The following is a 14,409-nucleotide window of genomic DNA, read 5'->3' as shown; positions in this document are numbered from 1 at the left end:
GTCATCCGCTCAGCAGGGTGGGGATGCGTGCGAACATCTCGTTCGTGAACGCGATCATCTCGGCGATCATCCAGTTGCCGGCGATGAGCAGGGCGATGCCGACCGCGACGATCTTGGGCACGAACGACAGCGTCACCTCCTGCACCTGCGTGATCGACTGCAGCAGCGAGATCGCGAAGCCGACAACGAGAGCGGTGACCAGCACGGGCGCTGCGAGCTTGGCTGCGACGAGGAGCCCCTGGGCCCCGATGTCGAGGACGGCTTCCGGGCTCATCCGACCCCTCCGTAACTCTCCAGGAGGGCGCGGATGATGAGTCCCCACCCGTCGACCAGGATGAACAGCAGGATCTTGAACGGCAGGGAGATCATCACCGGCGGGAGCATCATCATGCCCATCGACATCAGCGCTGCGGCCACGACCAGGTCGATCACGAGGAACGGGACGAAGATGACGAAGCCGATGATGAAGGCCGCCCGCAGCTCCGAGATCATGAACGCGGGGATGAGCGTGTACATCGGGACGCTCGACGGGTCCTCGGGGTTGGGCTGGTCCGCCATCCTCGTCATCAGAGCGAGGTCCTCCTCGCGCGTGAAGCGCAGCATCCACTCCTGCAGCGGGAGCTGGCCGACGTCGATGGCCTGCGCGAACGTGAGGCTGCCGTCGATGTACGGCTGCACGGCGACCGTGTTGATCTCGGTCAGCACCGGCCACATGATGAACAGCGACAGGAAGAGCGACAGCCCCGCGAGCACCTGGTTCGGCGGGATGGTCGGCAGCGAGAGCGCGTTCCTCGTCATGGCCAGCACCACGAAGATCTTCGTGAACGACGACATCATCAGCAGCAGCGCGGGCGCGACCGACAGCAGGGTGATCCCCAGCAGGGTGAGGATCGACCCGGACGGGCCGCCGTCGGCCCCGTTGATGTCGATGGTCACACCCTCGCCCTGATCGTCCGGGGGGACCTGGGCGTGGGCGGCGGTGCCCGTGACGAGGGTCAGCACGACGACGAGGGCGAGCACGCCGACCAGGATCAGCACGAACCGTCGCAGCGCTCGCCGGTCGACGACCCCCCGCGCGACGCTCATCGGGTGCGCCGGATGGCCTCGGCGGTCTGCCGCCAGGTTTCGGGGGAGAGGATGGAGCCGCGCAGCGGGTCGTTGCGGTGCCGCACGCGCCGCCGCAGCATCTGCTCGCCGGATGCGGTGGCCGTGGGCGCCGCGCCCGCCGTCTCGGTCAGCGCGGTCGCGGCGAGGATGCGATCGAACTCCGCGGCATCCGAGGTCGCGGAGGAGGTCCCCGACCACACCGGGAGCGCGGTGTCGTGGTGCGCGGTCGGCGGCTTCAGGGGGAGCCGATCGACGACGCTCACGCCGTGTTCCGTCACCCCGAGGACGTAGCGGGCGTCCTCCGTCTGGATCATGACGACCTGTGCCTTCGGGCCGACCCCCTGCCGTCCGAGCACCGTGATCGCCTCGCTGTCGCGACGACGCGCCTGCGTGCGCGCGACGCGGCGCTGCAGGAACCACAGCGCCCCGAGCACTGCGGCGAGCGAGAGCACGACCCGCAGGCCGAGCAGGAGGTCGTCCAGGGTCAGGCCTCGACGTTCTCGAGGATGCGGGTGATCCGCACCGCGTAGTCCTGGTCGACGACGACGACCTCGCCGTGCGCGATGATCCGGCCGTTGAGCTTGATGTCGGCCGGAGCGCCCGCCGAGCGGTCGAGCTCGACGACGCGGCCCGGCTCGAGGTCGAGCACGTCGCGCACAGCCATCCTGGTGCGTCCGATCTCGACCGTCAGCTCCATCTCGACCCCGGCGATGCGGTGCAGGCGCCGGGAGGAGTTCGCGGTGGCCTCCGGCGCGCGCGTGACGATGACGGCCAGGCGCCCGATCGTGCGGTCGGTGTCGTCCTGCAGGTCGAACAGCTGCGCCAGCGGATCGGCGAAGAGCGTGGAGGCGTCGCCGAGGTGGGCGTCGCCGAGCGCTCCGGAGCCCAGGGCGCTCGTCGCGGATTCGAGCGCGTCACGCAGCCGCTCGGCGAGCGGGGCGGACGCGAGCCCGTCGATCAGGGCGTCGGCGTCGAACAGCTGCACCGCGAGCCGGGCACTCGCCTCGCCGACGAACGGCACGATCAGGGCCTCTCCCGTGTCGCCGGACACCTGGGAGGGTCGAGCGGTCACGGGAGCGGCCGTCGGGAGCCGGGCCGCGAAGGCGGCGGCGACGGCGGATTCGTAGGTGGTGGTGCTGGTCACGCGGGCTCCTCGGCGAAGGCGGGATCGGGGACGATGGTGGCGACGACGCACGCGAGCCGCGCGCCGGAGCTGCCGACCGCGGCTGTCGCCACGGTCTGATCGCCGACGGCGAGCACCAGGGGGCGGTCGGCGGAGTGCGGGAAGGTGAGGACGTCGCCCACGGAGAGGTCGAGCACCTCGCGGGGCAGGACGGACCGGGGGGCGAGCCGCAGGGACAGCTCGACCGGTGCCACCTCGACCTGACGCCGGACGAGAGAGGGGGCGGCAGACCGCTCGCTGTCTGAGGGGCGCACCGTGAAGCCCGCCAGGATCGACGCGGGGAGCATCACGCTGAGCGGCACGGTCCGACCGGCCAGGCGCATGGAGAACCGCGCCACGATGACGGGTTCACCGGCGGCGGCGACCTGCGCGAACTGGGAACTGTACTGGATCCCGCTCATGGTCACGCCGGCGGGGAGGAGACCGTCCAGTGCTCCCGTCAGGTGATCGATCGCGTCGTCGACCAGCGAGCGGATCAGGGCCTGCTCGATCGGCGTGAACGTGCGGTCCTCCGAGGCGGCGGTGGCGGTGGCGCGACCGCCGACCATCTGCACGATCCAGGAGGTGGCTGCCGAGGTCGGCAGCTGCACGATGAGGCGTTCCTCGGAGTCGGGCAGGGCGCACACGATCATCGTGGTGGTGGTCGGCAGCGACTGCGCATACTCGCCGTACGTCAGCATCCCGACGTGCTCGACCGCGATGGTGGCGCGCACGTGGATCTTCGCGGACAGCTGTGCGGACCACTGCCGGGAGAACGTCTCGAACGCGAGCTCCAGCGCCCGGGTGTGCTCGCGCGACAGGGTCGCCGAACGGCCGAAGTCGTACACCTCGACATCGGCGGTCTTCGTCGCCGTCCCCGAGCGCGCTTCGGAGCGCACGCTTTCCTCGATCACCACGAACCCGACTATCGGGCGGTGATCGGCGTGCGTTAGAAGGAAGAGGGAGAGTCAGGAAGACGGCTGCGCCGCCTGCGCCTGGGGGATGAGCGCTCGCACCTCCTCTTTCGCGTCGGACAGGACCACGATGTCGACCCGCCTGTTCTGGGCCAGGGCCTCGGAGCTGTCGCCCGCGGCGACCGGACGGGTGTCGCCGAAACCCACCGACTTCAGGTGCGTCGGCGGGATGCCGGAGGCGTCGACGAGATGGCGCAGCACCTGTGTCGAGCGGCCGGCCGAGAGCTCCCAGTTGGTCGGGTAGGGCGCGACCGAACCGCGCACGTCCGCATGGCCCTCGACCGAGATCTCGTTGGGGGTGGTGACCAGCACGGAGCCGAGGGCGTCGAGCACGGCGATCGCGGTGGGGCTGAGCGAGGCGCTGTTGGTGGTGAAGAACGTCTCGGCGCTGACCAGTCCGATCGTGAGTCCCCGCTCGTCGATCGTGAAGGTGACGTCGGCTTCGAGCCCGTTGTCGGCGAGCACCTGGCGCAGACGCTCGCGCAGGGCGGAGAGCTCGGTGAACTCGGTCTGCGCGGCGGCCAGATCGAGGTCGGCGAAGTCCTCGCCCTCGTCATCGACGAGCTCCGGCGGCACGACGACCCCGGTGGTGGCGTCGATGTCGTCGGAGGGCTCCTGGCCGAAGCCGGTCGCGAGCGAGGCGCTGAGGGCCTCGAACTTCTCCTGGTCGACCGTGGACATGGCGAACAGCACGATGAACATGCACATCAGCACGGTCACCATGTCGAGGTACGACGCCATCCAGCGCTCGTCGGGTCCGCTGTGCTCCTCCTGCGGGACCCGACGCCGGGAGCGCACGCTCATGAGCCCTGCTCCGTCTCCTCGGCGGCCGGGGTGCGGGAGCGGCCCTTGGCACGGGTCGAGGAGCGGTCGGAGACGAGGGCGCGCAGACGCTCGCCGACGAACTGCGGCGGAGCGCCGGCCTGGATCGCGAGCATGCCCTCCATGAGCACGGTCATGCGCTCCAGTTCGAGCTCGCCGAGCCGCTGCAGCCGGCCGCCGATCGGCAGCCAGATGAAGTTGGCCGACAGCAGACCCCACAGCGTCGCCACGAAAGCCGCGGCGATCATGGGCCCGAGCGTGTCGGGCTTGTCGAGCTTCTCCAGCACGTGCGTCAGGGAGACGACCGTGCCGATGATGCCGACCGTCGGGGCGAAGCCGCCGAGGGTCATGTAGAACCGCGAGGCGGTGCGGTTGCGGGCCGCGGTCGAGGTGAGCTCGTCCTCGAGCAGCGTGCGCAGATCCTCCGCATCCGTGCCGTCGGCGATGCTCTGCAGGGCCTGACGCAGGAATGGATCCTTCTCGTCCTCCAGGCCCTGCTCCAGCGCGAGCAGGCCCTCCGCGCGTGCCTTCTCCGCGTAGCCGACGACCGTGTCGATCATGCTCTGGGCGGTGCGGCGCTCGCCGCGGAATGCCCGGGGCAGGGACTTGAGAGCGTGCAGTGCGTCGCGCAGGGTCCCGCTCGCGAGCCCGACGGCGATCGTCGCGCCGAACACCAGCACCATGGGGGCGGGCAGCAGCAGGGAGCCGACGGTCGCGCCCTCGATGTTGATCATGGCGACCAGGGCGCCGAAGGCGAGGATCAGGCCGAGGATCAGTGACGGGTCCATCAGAGCCCCGCCTCGGAGTCGCGGACGGTGTCCGCCTCGCCGGTGGCGATCAGCGTCGCGGCGGCGGCCAGCACGCCGGCCCGGAACCCGGTGATCTGCGCGATGACGTCGTCCATCGACTCCGTGACGACGAACGTGGCGCCGTCGACCATGATGAGCGTCGTGTCGGGCGTGGCCTGGACACGTTCGATCAGGTCGGGGTTCACCGCGAACCGGGTGCGGTTCAGGCGCGTGAGGACGATCATGGGCTCCATCCTGGAAATTCCGTCCGCGTTCCGGGGATCGCGGACTGACGGCCCATCCTGGGCTGTCGAAGGGGACTGTCGGCCGGACGGCTTCGCGCGTTAGCGGCCACCCCGGCGGCAGGGCCCGCCGGGGATCCCGACGGGCCCTGCGCGGATCAGCTTCAGCGCTTGAGGTTCGTCAGCTCCTGGAGCACCTCGTCGCTGGTCGTGATGATGCGGGCGTTCGCCTGGAAGCCGCGCTGGGCGACGATCAGGTTCGTGAACTCCTGCGACAGGTCGACGTTCGACATCTCGAGCGCGCCGCTGATGATGCCGCCCAGTCCGTCCGCTCCGGCCTGACCGAGCGTGGGCTGCCCGGAGTTGCCGCTCGGACGGTACTGCGACGAGCCGGCCTTCTCGAGACCGCCGGGGTTGACGAAGCCGGCGAGCGCGACGCGGGCGAGCACCTCGGTGTCGCCGTTGCTGAACGTGCCGACGAGGCTGCCGTCGTTGGTGAGGGCGTACGAGCTCAGCGTGCCGGCCGGCTTGCCGTTCTGCTCCTTGATGGCGACGTCGCTGACGTCGGCGAATCCGGTGACAGCGGAGAGGTCGACCGTGATGCCGCCGGAGACGATCGAGGAGGGACCCGCCTGCTTGCCGTCGGTGAAGGCGAGCGAGGTGCGCGTTCCGGCCGGGTCGGTCACATCCCATCCGGTCGCGGTGCGCGTGAACGTCAGGCGCAGCGAGGTCGCCGTGCCCTCCGCGTCGTACGTCTTGACGTCCCGTACGAGCGTGTCGCCGACGGCCGCCCCCGAGGGCAGGTTGCCGGTCACGCGCGCGGTGGTCGTCGCGGCCGCGGGGCTGAGGGCGCCGACGGGCAGGGTGATGTCGCCGATGCCCTGGCCGGGGACGATCGTGCCGCCCTGGGCCGTCCATCCCTGGACGAGCGCGCCGTCGGCAGACACGAGCTTGCCGCTCGCGTCGAAGGAGAACCCGCCGTTGCGGGTGTACAGCGTCTCCCCGCCGGAGCGGACGACGAAGAAGCCGTCGCCGGCGATCATGAGATCGGTCGGCACGCCGGTGGGCTGGGGCGCTCCGGAGGCGAAGTTGGTGCTGATCCCGGCGACCTGTACGCCGAGACCGACCTGGGCGGGGTTCTGACCGCCCACGGCCTGCTGCGGCATCATCGAGTTGCGCAGGAGCTGCGAGAGCGAGTCCTGGAACTGCACGGCCGAGGCCTTGAAACCGGTGGTGTTGACGTTGGCGATGTTGTTGCCGGTGACGTCGAGCATGGTCTGGTGCGAACGCAGACCCGAGATTCCGGCGAACAGAGAGCGGAGCATGGTGATGCCTTTCTGGAAGGGACTGGTCAGGACTGCGGACGGGAGACGAGGTTGATGCCGGACACGGCATCGAGCGGGATGGATTTCTCGCCGATGGTCACGAGGGGGACGGCGCCGGCGTAGGAGACCGAGGTGACGATGCCCTTCTGCGTCGCGCCGTCGGCGTCGACGTACTGCGCCTCGTGGCCGATGAGCGCCGCAGCGGTCTGGCGCATGCTGAGCGCGAAGCTCTCGGTCGAGGTCGCGGACAGCGCGGTGAGCTGCTCCATGGACGCCAGCTGCGTGGTCTGCGAGATCATCTCGTTCGTGTTCATGGGCGAGCTGGGGTCCTGGTTGGTGAGCTGCGTCACGAGCAGCTTCAGGAACACCTCGGAGTCGAGCGTCTTCTTCCGCTCGGTTGCCGGGGTCGTGCTGCCCGTCTGCATTCCGGAGGTGGGCACGGTGCCGGGCACGGTGCCGGGGATCGTGCCGGAGATGGGGTCGACCGTGGTCATGGGGGTCCTCTCGGATCAGGCGAAGATGTCGATGCCGCCGGGCGGCGCGTCGAGGGGTGCGGGGGATGCCGGGTCGGGAGCGGCCGGACGGCCCTCCGCTGCGGGGCGGGGATCGGAGGGGGCTCGGCCCGTGGGTGCTCCGCCTCCGTGCTGTCCGCTGCCCGCACCGGGGGCCGTGCCGCTCGGGGAGCCGCTGCCGGCGCCGGGGTGCTGCGACGAGGGACCGGGTCCGTCGCCGGAGGTGGCGAGTCCGAGGGAAGCGTGCGGGGCCGCGGCGGCGAGGTCCCGTCGCAGGTCGCCGAGGATCGCGCGCAGCGCATCCCTCCCGAGGTCGTTCGGCGCGTGCAGTTCGATGTGGATCGCGCCGCCGGAGATGTGCGCGCGCACCGTGACGGGGCCCAGATTCTCCGGCGACACCGTGAGGGTGAGGCTGTGCTCGCCGTCCGCGGCCTGCGCGAGCGAGACCACGGGCGCGGTGAGCTGGGGCAGCAGCACGGCCCGAGGGGCGGCGACGGCGGACGGCATCGCGGCAGGAGCGGCGCTCGGGGCGGAGGCGGCGGTGACGACCGGCGGCGTCGACACGAGTGCGTCGGGGGCAGGGGCGGACGGGGAACCGCTCGCCGCGAGGGCGGATCCCTGGGCGGACTGCGCCGGTGCTGCCACGGCATCGCCGTGGGCGGCCCCAGCGTCCGGTGCCGCGGTCACGGCCGTGGTCGCAGCCGTCGGCCCCGTCGAGGTCGGTGCGCCGGTCGTCGAGGGCGCCGCAGGGCTGATGCGCGGGCTCGCCGCGGAGTCGGAGCGGGCGGCGTCGCGAGAAGCGGAGCCGGGGTGGGGCGCGGCGGCATCGCCGGACGCCGCATCGGAAGCAGAGGAGACGCTGCCGGCGGGGGCGGCGGCCCCGCCGGCCACGGGGACGGCGGTGGTCCGGAGGGCGGTTGCGCGATCGCCGGCACTGTCTTCGGCGGTGGCCGGGGCGGGAGGCGCTTCCGCGGCGGCCACGGGAGCTGCCGTGGAAGCGGAGAGCGCGGACCCGGCCAGGCCCGCCCGGTCGCCGGTCGCTGCCGGGAGCGGGAGGGAGGCGTCGGCGGACTCCGAGCCGTCGGCCGTCGGGTTCGCCACGACGGAGGGCGTCGTCGGCGCCGCTTCTCCGGATGTCGCCGGCGCCGGTTCGCTGGCCGGAAGGGGAGTGGGGGCTGTCGCGCTGAGCATCGTCGTCGGCAGACCCGTCGTCGGCAGGCCCGCCGGGTCGAGGGGCGCATCCTCCGGCGCTGCATCCCCGGCGTCGACGTCGGCCCGGTGCTCGGAGGCGCGCGTGGCGTCCTGGATCACCTCGGCGAACGCCGTGGCACCGGGCGTGGCCTGCCGGGACGAGCCGGCGGCCGGGGCCCGGTGAAGGCGCGCGTCGAGCAGGTCGACGATGCCGAGAGCGGTCATGAGCGGCCCTCCGTGCTGGTGCGCGAGCCGATCTCGTCGAGTTCGGACTGCTCGGCGTGGAGCTCTGCGGCGCGCATCCGAGCGGCATGGGCCTCGGCGAGCCGATCGAGCCCGCGCATCGCCCGCCGCGCCTCCGCATGCTCGGCTCTGGCGTGGTCGACCGTCTGCTCCTGCAGCTCGGAGAGCGCGGTCAGATCGGCGAGCAGAGTGCGGCCGGCGACGCGGGCGGCGGCGAGCGCGGCGAGCGACCGGACGTCGACGGCTTCGCTGCCCGCACCGGCGAGGTGCGCGCGGAGCGAGCGGTCTCGGGCCTCCGTGTGCTGGGCGTCGATCACCGCGCGGGACAGGCGCTGGGCCGCCGCACGCTCCTGGATCTCGCGGACGCGCAGCAGTCCTGCCAGGGAGAAGGATCGCGTCATGGGAGTCCTCCGAACGACGAGACGAGGCCCTCGAGCCGACGCCACGATTCCTCGATGGGGCTCGTCTCGTCGAGGGGCTGGGTGAGGAACGCGCTGATCTCCCTCTCGTGCAGGATCGCGGCGTCGATGCGCGCATCGGCTCCCGCCTGGTACGCGCCGATGTCGATGAGGTCGTTCGCGCGGCGTCTCGCGGCGAGCACGGCGCGGAGCGTGGCGGCGCGGCTGCGGCGTTCGGGGGCGGTGATCTTGCCGGCAACGCGGGAGACGGAGCCGAGGACGTCGATCGCGGGGTGGTGGCCGGACAGCGCGAGCGCGCGGTCGAGCACGACGTGGCCGTCGAGGATCGAGCGCACGGTGTCGGCGATGGGCTCGTTGTGGTCGTCGCCGTCGACGAGCACCGTGTAGATGCCGGTGATCGATCCGCGCTCGTCGGTGCCGGCGCGTTCGAGCAGGCCGGCGAGCAGCGAGAACGTCGAGGGCGGATAGCCCCGCGTGGCCGGCGGCTCGCCCGCCGACAGGCCGATCTCGCGCTGCGCCATCGCGACGCGGGTGAGCGAGTCCATCATGAGGATCGCGTGCGCGCCGTCGTCGCGGAAGGCCTCGGCGATCCTCGTCGCGGTGTAGGCGGCGCGGATGCGCGCCATCGCGGGCTGATCGGAGGTCGAGACGACGACCACCGAGCGCGCGAGCCCCTCCGGCCCGAGGTCGTCCTCGATGAACTCCCGGACCTCGCGGCCGCGCTCGCCGACGAGGGCGATCACGGTGACCTCCGCCTCCGTTCCCCGCGCGATCATCGACAGCAGCGAGGACTTGCCGACGCCGGAGCCGGCGAAGAGACCGACCCGCTGCCCGCGACCGACGCTGACGAGGGTGTCGAGCGCCCGCACTCCGAGGGGGAGCGGCGAGTCGATCCGGTCGCGTCCCATGATCGACGGCGGAGCGTGGTCGAGACTCACCGCGACGGCACCGGTGAGCGGGCCCTTCCCGTCGATCGGCCGACCGAGGCCGTCGAGCACCCGTCCGAGCAGGGCCCGGCCGGTCGGCACCCGCAGCGGACCACCGCGACCGCGCACCGGCGCGCCGACGGTGAGGCCGGCGACCGGTCCGAGCGGCATGCACCGCAGGCCGCTCTCGCTGATCGCGACGACCTCCGCATCCACGCCGTCGAGGGTCACCACGTCGCCGACCGCCCCGTCCAGACCGCGCACCTGCACGCTCAGTCCGCGCACCTGCGCGACCTCGCCCACGCGCTCCGGTCGGGCGGCGTCGAGCACCGCGGACCAGGCGCTCACGCGCGCGCCTCGGCGAGGGCGGAACGAGCGCGTTCGAAGGCGCGGCCGATCCGGGCGTCGATGTGGCCGTGGTCCAGAGTCGCGATGGCGTCGCCGCGGTCGAGGGCGTCATCGGCGATGAGCACGAACTCCGTCAGCTCGGTGCCTGCGTCCTGGATCGTGCGGAGGTCGTCGGGATGCAAGCGCACCTCGCGGATCTCGGCCGGCTCCGCGGAGGCGAGGGCCCGCCGCGCGGCTGCGGCCGCCGCGGCGCCGCTGTCCGAGAGCTCGCCCAGGACGATCTGCTCGGCGAGCTCGACGGCGCACCGCAGCACCTGCTCCTCCGCGGCCTCGGTCAGCTCCCGCTCCCGCACGGCGAGCGAGCGGGCTGCCGCGTGCAGGGCGGCGATCGCCGCGTCGACCTCGCGCGCCGCTGCGGCATCGCGGGCGGCGCGCTCCTCCGCGGCGGCCCGCTGCGCGGCGGCGGCCTCCTCGACTCCGGCGCGGAAGCCCTCCGCGTGCCCGTCCGCGTACCCGCGCATGCGCGCCCGCGCGTGCTCCGCGCCGCTCTCGCGTCCGTCCAGACGCGGGAACAGCACGGGGGAGAAGGACTCAGTAGACATACTCGTCCTCGTCCGCCCGCTGCACCGTGATGTCTCCTGCCGCTTCGAGCGCGCGGATCGTGCGCACGATCTCGGCCCTGGCCTCCTCGACCTGCGACACGCGCACGGGTCCGAGGGTGCGGGCCTCCTCGTCGAGGTTCTCCCTGTTGCGCTCGGAGACGTTGCGGCGGATGAGGTCCACGATCGGCTGGTGCGCGCCCTTGAGCGCGAGCGCGAGCGAGCGGATGTCCATGCCGCGCAGGACGCGCTGGGTGTCGCGGTCGTCGAGCTTGACGATGTCGGCGAACGTGAACATGCGCGAGCGGATGTCCTCCGCGAGGGCGCTGTCGCGGTCTTCGATGCTCGCCAGCAGGGCCTTCTCGACGGTCGCACCGGACCGGGCGATCATCTCCACGAGCGGTTCCACTCCGCCGAGCACCTCGGGGGTGTCCCGCGCGGCGAACGTGCCCGTTCGGGACTTGAGCACGTCGGCGACGATCGCGATGGCCTCCTGCGAAGCCGTGCCCATCGTCGCGATCCCGTGCGCGACATCCGTGCGGGTCGGATCGGGGAGCGCGGCCAGCACGGCGGCCGCCTTGTCGGTCGGCAGGTGCGCGAGCACCAGGGCGACGGTCTGCGGAAGCTCGCCGTCGAGCAGGGTCGCCAGCTGTGCCGGGTCGGCGGATCCGAGGAACTCGAAGGACGAGTTCAGGGATGCGGAGCCGACCCTGCCCAGCACGGCGGCTGCCCGTTCCGCGCCGAAGGTCGCCTCCAGCAGGCCGGCGGCGATGTCGCGTCCTCCGCGTGCCGGCGGCAGGTGCCCCGAGGCGATGCGGTGGAACTGGCCGAGGGCCTCGGCGGTGGTCGCCGCGTCGAGGTTCTGCAGGTCGATGATCTCGGCGGCGACGGCCTCCGCCTCCGCCTCCGAGAGGTGCTTCATGACCTCGATCGCCTGCGCGCGATCGAGGTTCATCAGCACGACGGCGGCCGTCTGCCGATCGGTCAGCCCGGTCATACCGGCTGCCTGTCGTCGATGAGGGTCCGCAGCAGCTCGGCGGTCCGCTTCGGGTCCTGCCGGGTGAGCGAGTCGATCTCGGCGCGGCGGCGCTCGAGGCTGACCTGCGCGGGCTCCGGGTCGGGCTCCGGCTCCGGATCGGGTGTCGTCTCCAGGAAGGCGAGCGGGGTCGTCGGCGCCTGGTCGATCGCGGCCGTCGGCGCGCCGGCGCTGAGCGTCGAGATCGCGGGCGGGCGCTCGCCGAACAGCTGGTCGAACTCGCTGTCGGGGCTGCTGCGGCGCCGGGCGCGGAGGATGAGTGCGATGAGAGCCGCCAGCAGGGGGATGGCGATCGCCGCGGCGATGATGATCGTGTTCAACAGCACGGCCTGGCGCTCGGCGGCCTCGGCGTCCTTCGCGGCCTGGAGCGCAGCCTGGGCCGCCTCGGTGTCGGTCTGGCTGAAGTTCACGAGCTCGACCGTGATGGCATCGCCGCGGTCGGCGTCGATGCCGGCCGCCGTCTCCACCAGATCGCTCAGCTGCGCGGTGCTGAGGTTGCCCGCTGCCTCCGCATCGACGGCCACCGACACCGACTGGCGCAGCACCGATCCCGCGGGGGTCGAGGTGCTCTGCGTGCTCTTGTTCACCGCGTTGGTCTTCGACTCCTCGGTCGACTCGAACGTGCCGTCGCCGTCGGCCGAGGGGACGGCGATGTTGTCGGGCCCGAGCACGCCGGCGTTCGAGCTCGAGCCGTTCTGGGTCTCGCTGCGGGTCTGCTCCGACAGCGGCGGGGCGCCCTCGGCGGGCGTGTAGGTCTCCTCGACGCGTTCGTTGACCGAGCGGTCGATGTCGGCGACCACGGTCACGGTCGCGTTGCCGACGCCGACCACGGTGTCGAGCAGCTGCTGCACGCTCGCGGTCACGCGCGCCTCGTAGTCGCCGGCCTGCTGGTCGATGCCTCCGGTGGAGCCGACGCCGACGGCGGACAGGGTCCGGCCGCTCTGATCGACGACGGCGACGTTCTCGGGCTTCATGCCGCTGACCGCCGCCGAGGTCAGGTGCACGATCGCCTCGACCTGCTTGGCCGACAGGGTCGAGCTCCCCGAGGTCTCGACGAACACCGAGGCGGTGGCATCGACGGTCTCGGAGACGAAGACGCTCTCCTCGGGGATCGCGAGCTGCACCGACGCCGCCGTGACGCCTTCGATCGAGGAGATCGTGGCGGCGAGCTCGCCCTCGATGGCGCGCTTGTATGTCACGGACTGCTGGAACTCGGAGGTCGTCACGCCCATGTCGTCCAGCAGCGAGTATCCGCCGGAGCTGGCGCTGGGCAGGCCGGCTGACGCGGCCGCGAGGCGCTGGTCGTACACGTCCTTCTCCGGCACCAGCACGGTCGCTCCGCCGTCCGCCAGCTCGTAGGGCACTGCGGAGGATCGCAGCTGCTCGACGACGGCGTTCGCGTCGGAGGCGCTCATGCCGGAGAACAGCGGTGTGTACGTCGGGCGGCTGAGCCAGCTCGACAGCGCGACGATGCCGAGAGCGAGCACGGCGACGCCGATGATCGCGATCGTGCGCTGCGCGAGCGTGAAGCCCGCGATCACGCGCCCGATGCGCTGGAAGACGTTCGTGACGGCCTGCGGCATCAGGCTTGCATCCGCATGATCTCGTTGAACGCGTCGACGCCCTTGTTGCGGACGGCGGCGACGAGTTCGAGCGTGACCGCCGCGCGGGAGGAGGCGATCATGGCGGAGTGGATGTCATCGAGGTCGCCGGTCACAGCGGAGACCTTGAGCGCGTCGGATTCCGACTGCAGCGAACGCAGCTCGTCGATCGCGCCGGTGACGCTGTTCGCGAAGGCGGTGTCGTCCGTCGCCTTCGCCGGCGCGGCGGGCGGTGCGAGCGTGAACGACGAGGAGATGCCCTCGATGCCGGAGAGAGGTGTCATCAGCTGCGTCCGATCTGCAGGGCCGCTTCGTAGGAGTTGCGGGCACGGTCGACGATCGCCGCGCTGGCCTGGTAGCCGCGCTGCGCGAGGATGAGCTGACTCATCTGGTCGCCCAGGTCGATGTCCGGGTAGCGCACGTAGCCGTCCGCATCGGCGAGCGGATGGTCCGGCTGGTGCACGAGCCGCCCCTCCGCGCTGCCCTGCGCGGTCCCGGCGACGTAGACGCCGGGCGACTGGTCGCTCGTCTGCGCCAGGATGTACCTCGCGCGGAACGCGGCGTCATCGGTGCGGCTCGCGGTGTTGATGTTGGCGATGTTGTCGCTGATGGCGTCGAGCCACTTGCGGTGCACGGTCAGGCCGGTGCCGGCGATGCCGATCGCGTCGAAGGTCATGACGTCCTCATCGCGGTGCGCATCGACGAGAACGATCCGTTCACGGCCTGCGTCGCGAACTGATAGCGCAGCATCGTGTCGATGCTGGACAGGGTCTCGGTGTCGAGGTTGACGTTGTTGCCGTTCAAGCGCGTCGGCTCGAGCGAGGTGCCGACCGTGGCGGCGACCCGGCCGTCTCCCGCGTCGACCGAGCGGGCGAGGGCCTCCTCGAACCGCACGCGCTTGGCGTGATAGTCCGGGGTGTTGATGTTGGCGATGTTGTCCGAGATCGCGCGCTGACGCAGCGCGAGTCCGTCGAGCGCACTCGTCAGCGCGTTGATGGTCACAGAATCGAACACGAACCGGCTCCCCGTGTGTGGCTGGTGTGGCCGATCCATGGCCGAGTCTTGCGAGCCATCCCTGCTCTTCGTGTTCTATCGGCAGGTTTGCGGAGGATGT

At 71.7% G+C, this 14,409-nt stretch carries 19 protein-coding genes; all 19 read right to left on the bottom strand.

What is annotated here, in order from left to right:
* Nucleotide 1 precedes the first annotated feature (1 nt).
* The 19 genes from fliQ to F6A08_RS14345 all read right to left on the bottom strand — a co-directional run bounded on the left by fliQ (nucleotide 2) and on the right by F6A08_RS14345 (nucleotide 14,309).
* Nucleotides 2-274 (bottom strand): flagellar biosynthesis protein FliQ, encoded by a 273-nt coding sequence (fliQ, locus tag F6A08_RS14435; protein ID WP_017203685.1) that lies wholly within the window; start codon nucleotides 272-274, stop codon nucleotides 2-4.
* Nucleotides 271-1,086, bottom strand: a complete 816-nt coding sequence (fliP, locus tag F6A08_RS14430; protein ID WP_017203684.1) for a flagellar type III secretion system pore protein FliP — start codon at nucleotides 1,084-1,086, stop codon at nucleotides 271-273. The genes fliQ and fliP overlap by 4 nt, the downstream gene beginning before the upstream one ends.
* Nucleotides 1,083-1,559 (bottom strand): FliO/MopB family protein, encoded by a 477-nt coding sequence (locus F6A08_RS14425; RefSeq protein WP_017203683.1) that lies wholly within the window; start codon nucleotides 1,557-1,559, stop codon nucleotides 1,083-1,085. Before F6A08_RS14425 ends, fliP begins: the two co-directional genes overlap by 4 nt.
* Before the next feature lie 32 nt (nucleotides 1,560-1,591).
* Nucleotides 1,592-2,251 carry a flagellar motor switch protein FliN gene (gene fliN / locus F6A08_RS14420; RefSeq protein ID WP_017203682.1) on the bottom strand — a complete coding sequence of 220 codons (660 nt, stop codon included), beginning with the start codon at nucleotides 2,249-2,251 and terminating at the stop codon, nucleotides 1,592-1,594.
* Nucleotides 2,248-3,186 carry a flagellar motor switch protein FliM gene (locus F6A08_RS14415; protein WP_151459820.1) on the bottom strand — a complete coding sequence of 313 codons (939 nt, stop codon included), beginning with the start codon at nucleotides 3,184-3,186 and terminating at the stop codon, nucleotides 2,248-2,250. Before F6A08_RS14415 ends, fliN begins: the two co-directional genes overlap by 4 nt.
* 51 nt (nucleotides 3,187-3,237) lie before the next feature.
* Nucleotides 3,238-4,047, bottom strand: coding sequence for an OmpA/MotB family protein (locus tag F6A08_RS14410; protein ID WP_017203680.1), 810 nt, complete (start codon nucleotides 4,045-4,047; stop codon nucleotides 3,238-3,240).
* Nucleotides 4,044-4,853 (bottom strand): motility protein A, encoded by an 810-nt coding sequence (locus tag F6A08_RS14405; protein WP_017203679.1) that lies wholly within the window; start codon nucleotides 4,851-4,853, stop codon nucleotides 4,044-4,046. The genes F6A08_RS14410 and F6A08_RS14405 overlap by 4 nt, the downstream gene beginning before the upstream one ends.
* Entirely contained in the window at nucleotides 4,853-5,098 is a 246-nt protein-coding gene (locus F6A08_RS14400; RefSeq protein WP_017203678.1) for a flagellar FlbD family protein, read from the bottom strand. Before F6A08_RS14400 ends, F6A08_RS14405 begins: the two co-directional genes overlap by 1 nt.
* 161 nt (nucleotides 5,099-5,259) lie before the next feature.
* Nucleotides 5,260-6,420: a flagellar hook protein FlgE gene (locus F6A08_RS14395; RefSeq protein ID WP_017203677.1), complete on the bottom strand. Its 1,161-nt coding sequence runs from the start codon at nucleotides 6,418-6,420 to the stop codon at nucleotides 5,260-5,262.
* A 26-nt stretch (nucleotides 6,421-6,446) separates the two neighbouring features.
* Nucleotides 6,447-6,914, bottom strand: coding sequence for a flagellar hook assembly protein FlgD (locus F6A08_RS14390; protein WP_017203676.1), 468 nt, complete (start codon nucleotides 6,912-6,914; stop codon nucleotides 6,447-6,449).
* Between the two features lie 15 nt (nucleotides 6,915-6,929).
* Nucleotides 6,930-8,348, bottom strand: coding sequence for a flagellar hook-length control protein FliK (locus tag F6A08_RS17865; RefSeq protein ID WP_151459819.1), 1,419 nt, complete (start codon nucleotides 8,346-8,348; stop codon nucleotides 6,930-6,932).
* A complete protein-coding gene (locus F6A08_RS14380; protein ID WP_124894962.1) occupies nucleotides 8,345-8,767 on the bottom strand; it encodes a flagellar export protein FliJ in 423 nt (140 codons plus the stop codon). Before F6A08_RS14380 ends, F6A08_RS17865 begins: the two co-directional genes overlap by 4 nt.
* A complete protein-coding gene (locus F6A08_RS14375; RefSeq protein ID WP_151459818.1) occupies nucleotides 8,764-10,059 on the bottom strand; it encodes a FliI/YscN family ATPase in 1,296 nt (431 codons plus the stop codon). The genes F6A08_RS14380 and F6A08_RS14375 overlap by 4 nt, the downstream gene beginning before the upstream one ends.
* Nucleotides 10,056-10,661: a FliH/SctL family protein gene (locus F6A08_RS14370; protein WP_151459817.1), complete on the bottom strand. Its 606-nt coding sequence runs from the start codon at nucleotides 10,659-10,661 to the stop codon at nucleotides 10,056-10,058. Before F6A08_RS14370 ends, F6A08_RS14375 begins: the two co-directional genes overlap by 4 nt.
* On the bottom strand, nucleotides 10,651-11,655 hold the full coding sequence (gene fliG, locus F6A08_RS14365) for a flagellar motor switch protein FliG (RefSeq protein ID WP_017203675.1): 1,005 nt from the start codon (nucleotides 11,653-11,655) through the stop codon (nucleotides 10,651-10,653). The genes F6A08_RS14370 and fliG overlap by 11 nt, the downstream gene beginning before the upstream one ends.
* Nucleotides 11,652-13,277 (bottom strand): flagellar basal-body MS-ring/collar protein FliF, encoded by a 1,626-nt coding sequence (gene fliF, locus F6A08_RS14360; protein ID WP_151459816.1) that lies wholly within the window; start codon nucleotides 13,275-13,277, stop codon nucleotides 11,652-11,654. Before fliF ends, fliG begins: the two co-directional genes overlap by 4 nt.
* Nucleotides 13,277-13,579 (bottom strand): flagellar hook-basal body complex protein FliE, encoded by a 303-nt coding sequence (fliE, locus tag F6A08_RS14355; protein WP_017203673.1) that lies wholly within the window; start codon nucleotides 13,577-13,579, stop codon nucleotides 13,277-13,279. The genes fliF and fliE overlap by 1 nt, the downstream gene beginning before the upstream one ends.
* Entirely contained in the window at nucleotides 13,579-13,971 is a 393-nt protein-coding gene (locus tag F6A08_RS14350; protein WP_017203672.1) for a flagellar basal body rod protein FlgC, read from the bottom strand. Before F6A08_RS14350 ends, fliE begins: the two co-directional genes overlap by 1 nt.
* Nucleotides 13,968-14,309 (bottom strand): flagellar basal body rod protein FlgB, encoded by a 342-nt coding sequence (locus F6A08_RS14345; RefSeq protein ID WP_017203671.1) that lies wholly within the window; start codon nucleotides 14,307-14,309, stop codon nucleotides 13,968-13,970. The genes F6A08_RS14350 and F6A08_RS14345 overlap by 4 nt, the downstream gene beginning before the upstream one ends.
* Between the last annotated feature and the right edge of the window lie 100 nt (nucleotides 14,310-14,409).

Origin of the sequence: Microbacterium algeriense, assembly GCF_008868005.1 — a bacterium.
GTDB lineage: Bacteria > Actinomycetota > Actinomycetes > Actinomycetales > Microbacteriaceae > Microbacterium > Microbacterium algeriense.
This window is presented reverse-complemented; position numbering and strand designations above follow the sequence as displayed.

Coding starts and splice junctions, on each gene's coding strand:
- fliG (WP_017203675.1), bottom strand. CDS start 11,655: ATGACCGGGCTGACCGATCGGCAGACGGCCGCCGTCGTGCTGATGAAC.
- fliF (WP_151459816.1), bottom strand. CDS start 13,277: ATGCCGCAGGCCGTCACGAACGTCTTCCAGCGCATCGGGCGCGTGATC.
- fliQ (WP_017203685.1), bottom strand. CDS start 274: ATGAGCCCGGAAGCCGTCCTCGACATCGGGGCCCAGGGGCTCCTCGTC.
- F6A08_RS14390 (WP_017203676.1), bottom strand. CDS start 6,914: ATGACCACGGTCGACCCCATCTCCGGCACGATCCCCGGCACCGTGCCC.
- F6A08_RS14410 (WP_017203680.1), bottom strand. CDS start 4,047: ATGAGCGTGCGCTCCCGGCGTCGGGTCCCGCAGGAGGAGCACAGCGGA.
- F6A08_RS14405 (WP_017203679.1), bottom strand. CDS start 4,853: ATGGACCCGTCACTGATCCTCGGCCTGATCCTCGCCTTCGGCGCCCTG.
- F6A08_RS14350 (WP_017203672.1), bottom strand. CDS start 13,971: ATGACCTTCGACGCGATCGGCATCGCCGGCACCGGCCTGACCGTGCAC.
- fliE (WP_017203673.1), bottom strand. CDS start 13,579: ATGACACCTCTCTCCGGCATCGAGGGCATCTCCTCGTCGTTCACGCTC.
- fliP (WP_017203684.1), bottom strand. CDS start 1,086: ATGAGCGTCGCGCGGGGGGTCGTCGACCGGCGAGCGCTGCGACGGTTC.
- F6A08_RS14400 (WP_017203678.1), bottom strand. CDS start 5,098: ATGATCGTCCTCACGCGCCTGAACCGCACCCGGTTCGCGGTGAACCCC.
- F6A08_RS14395 (WP_017203677.1), bottom strand. CDS start 6,420: ATGCTCCGCTCTCTGTTCGCCGGAATCTCGGGTCTGCGTTCGCACCAG.
- F6A08_RS14370 (WP_151459817.1), bottom strand. CDS start 10,661: ATGTCTACTGAGTCCTTCTCCCCCGTGCTGTTCCCGCGTCTGGACGGA.
- F6A08_RS17865 (WP_151459819.1), bottom strand. CDS start 8,348: ATGACCGCTCTCGGCATCGTCGACCTGCTCGACGCGCGCCTTCACCGG.
- F6A08_RS14380 (WP_124894962.1), bottom strand. CDS start 8,767: ATGACGCGATCCTTCTCCCTGGCAGGACTGCTGCGCGTCCGCGAGATC.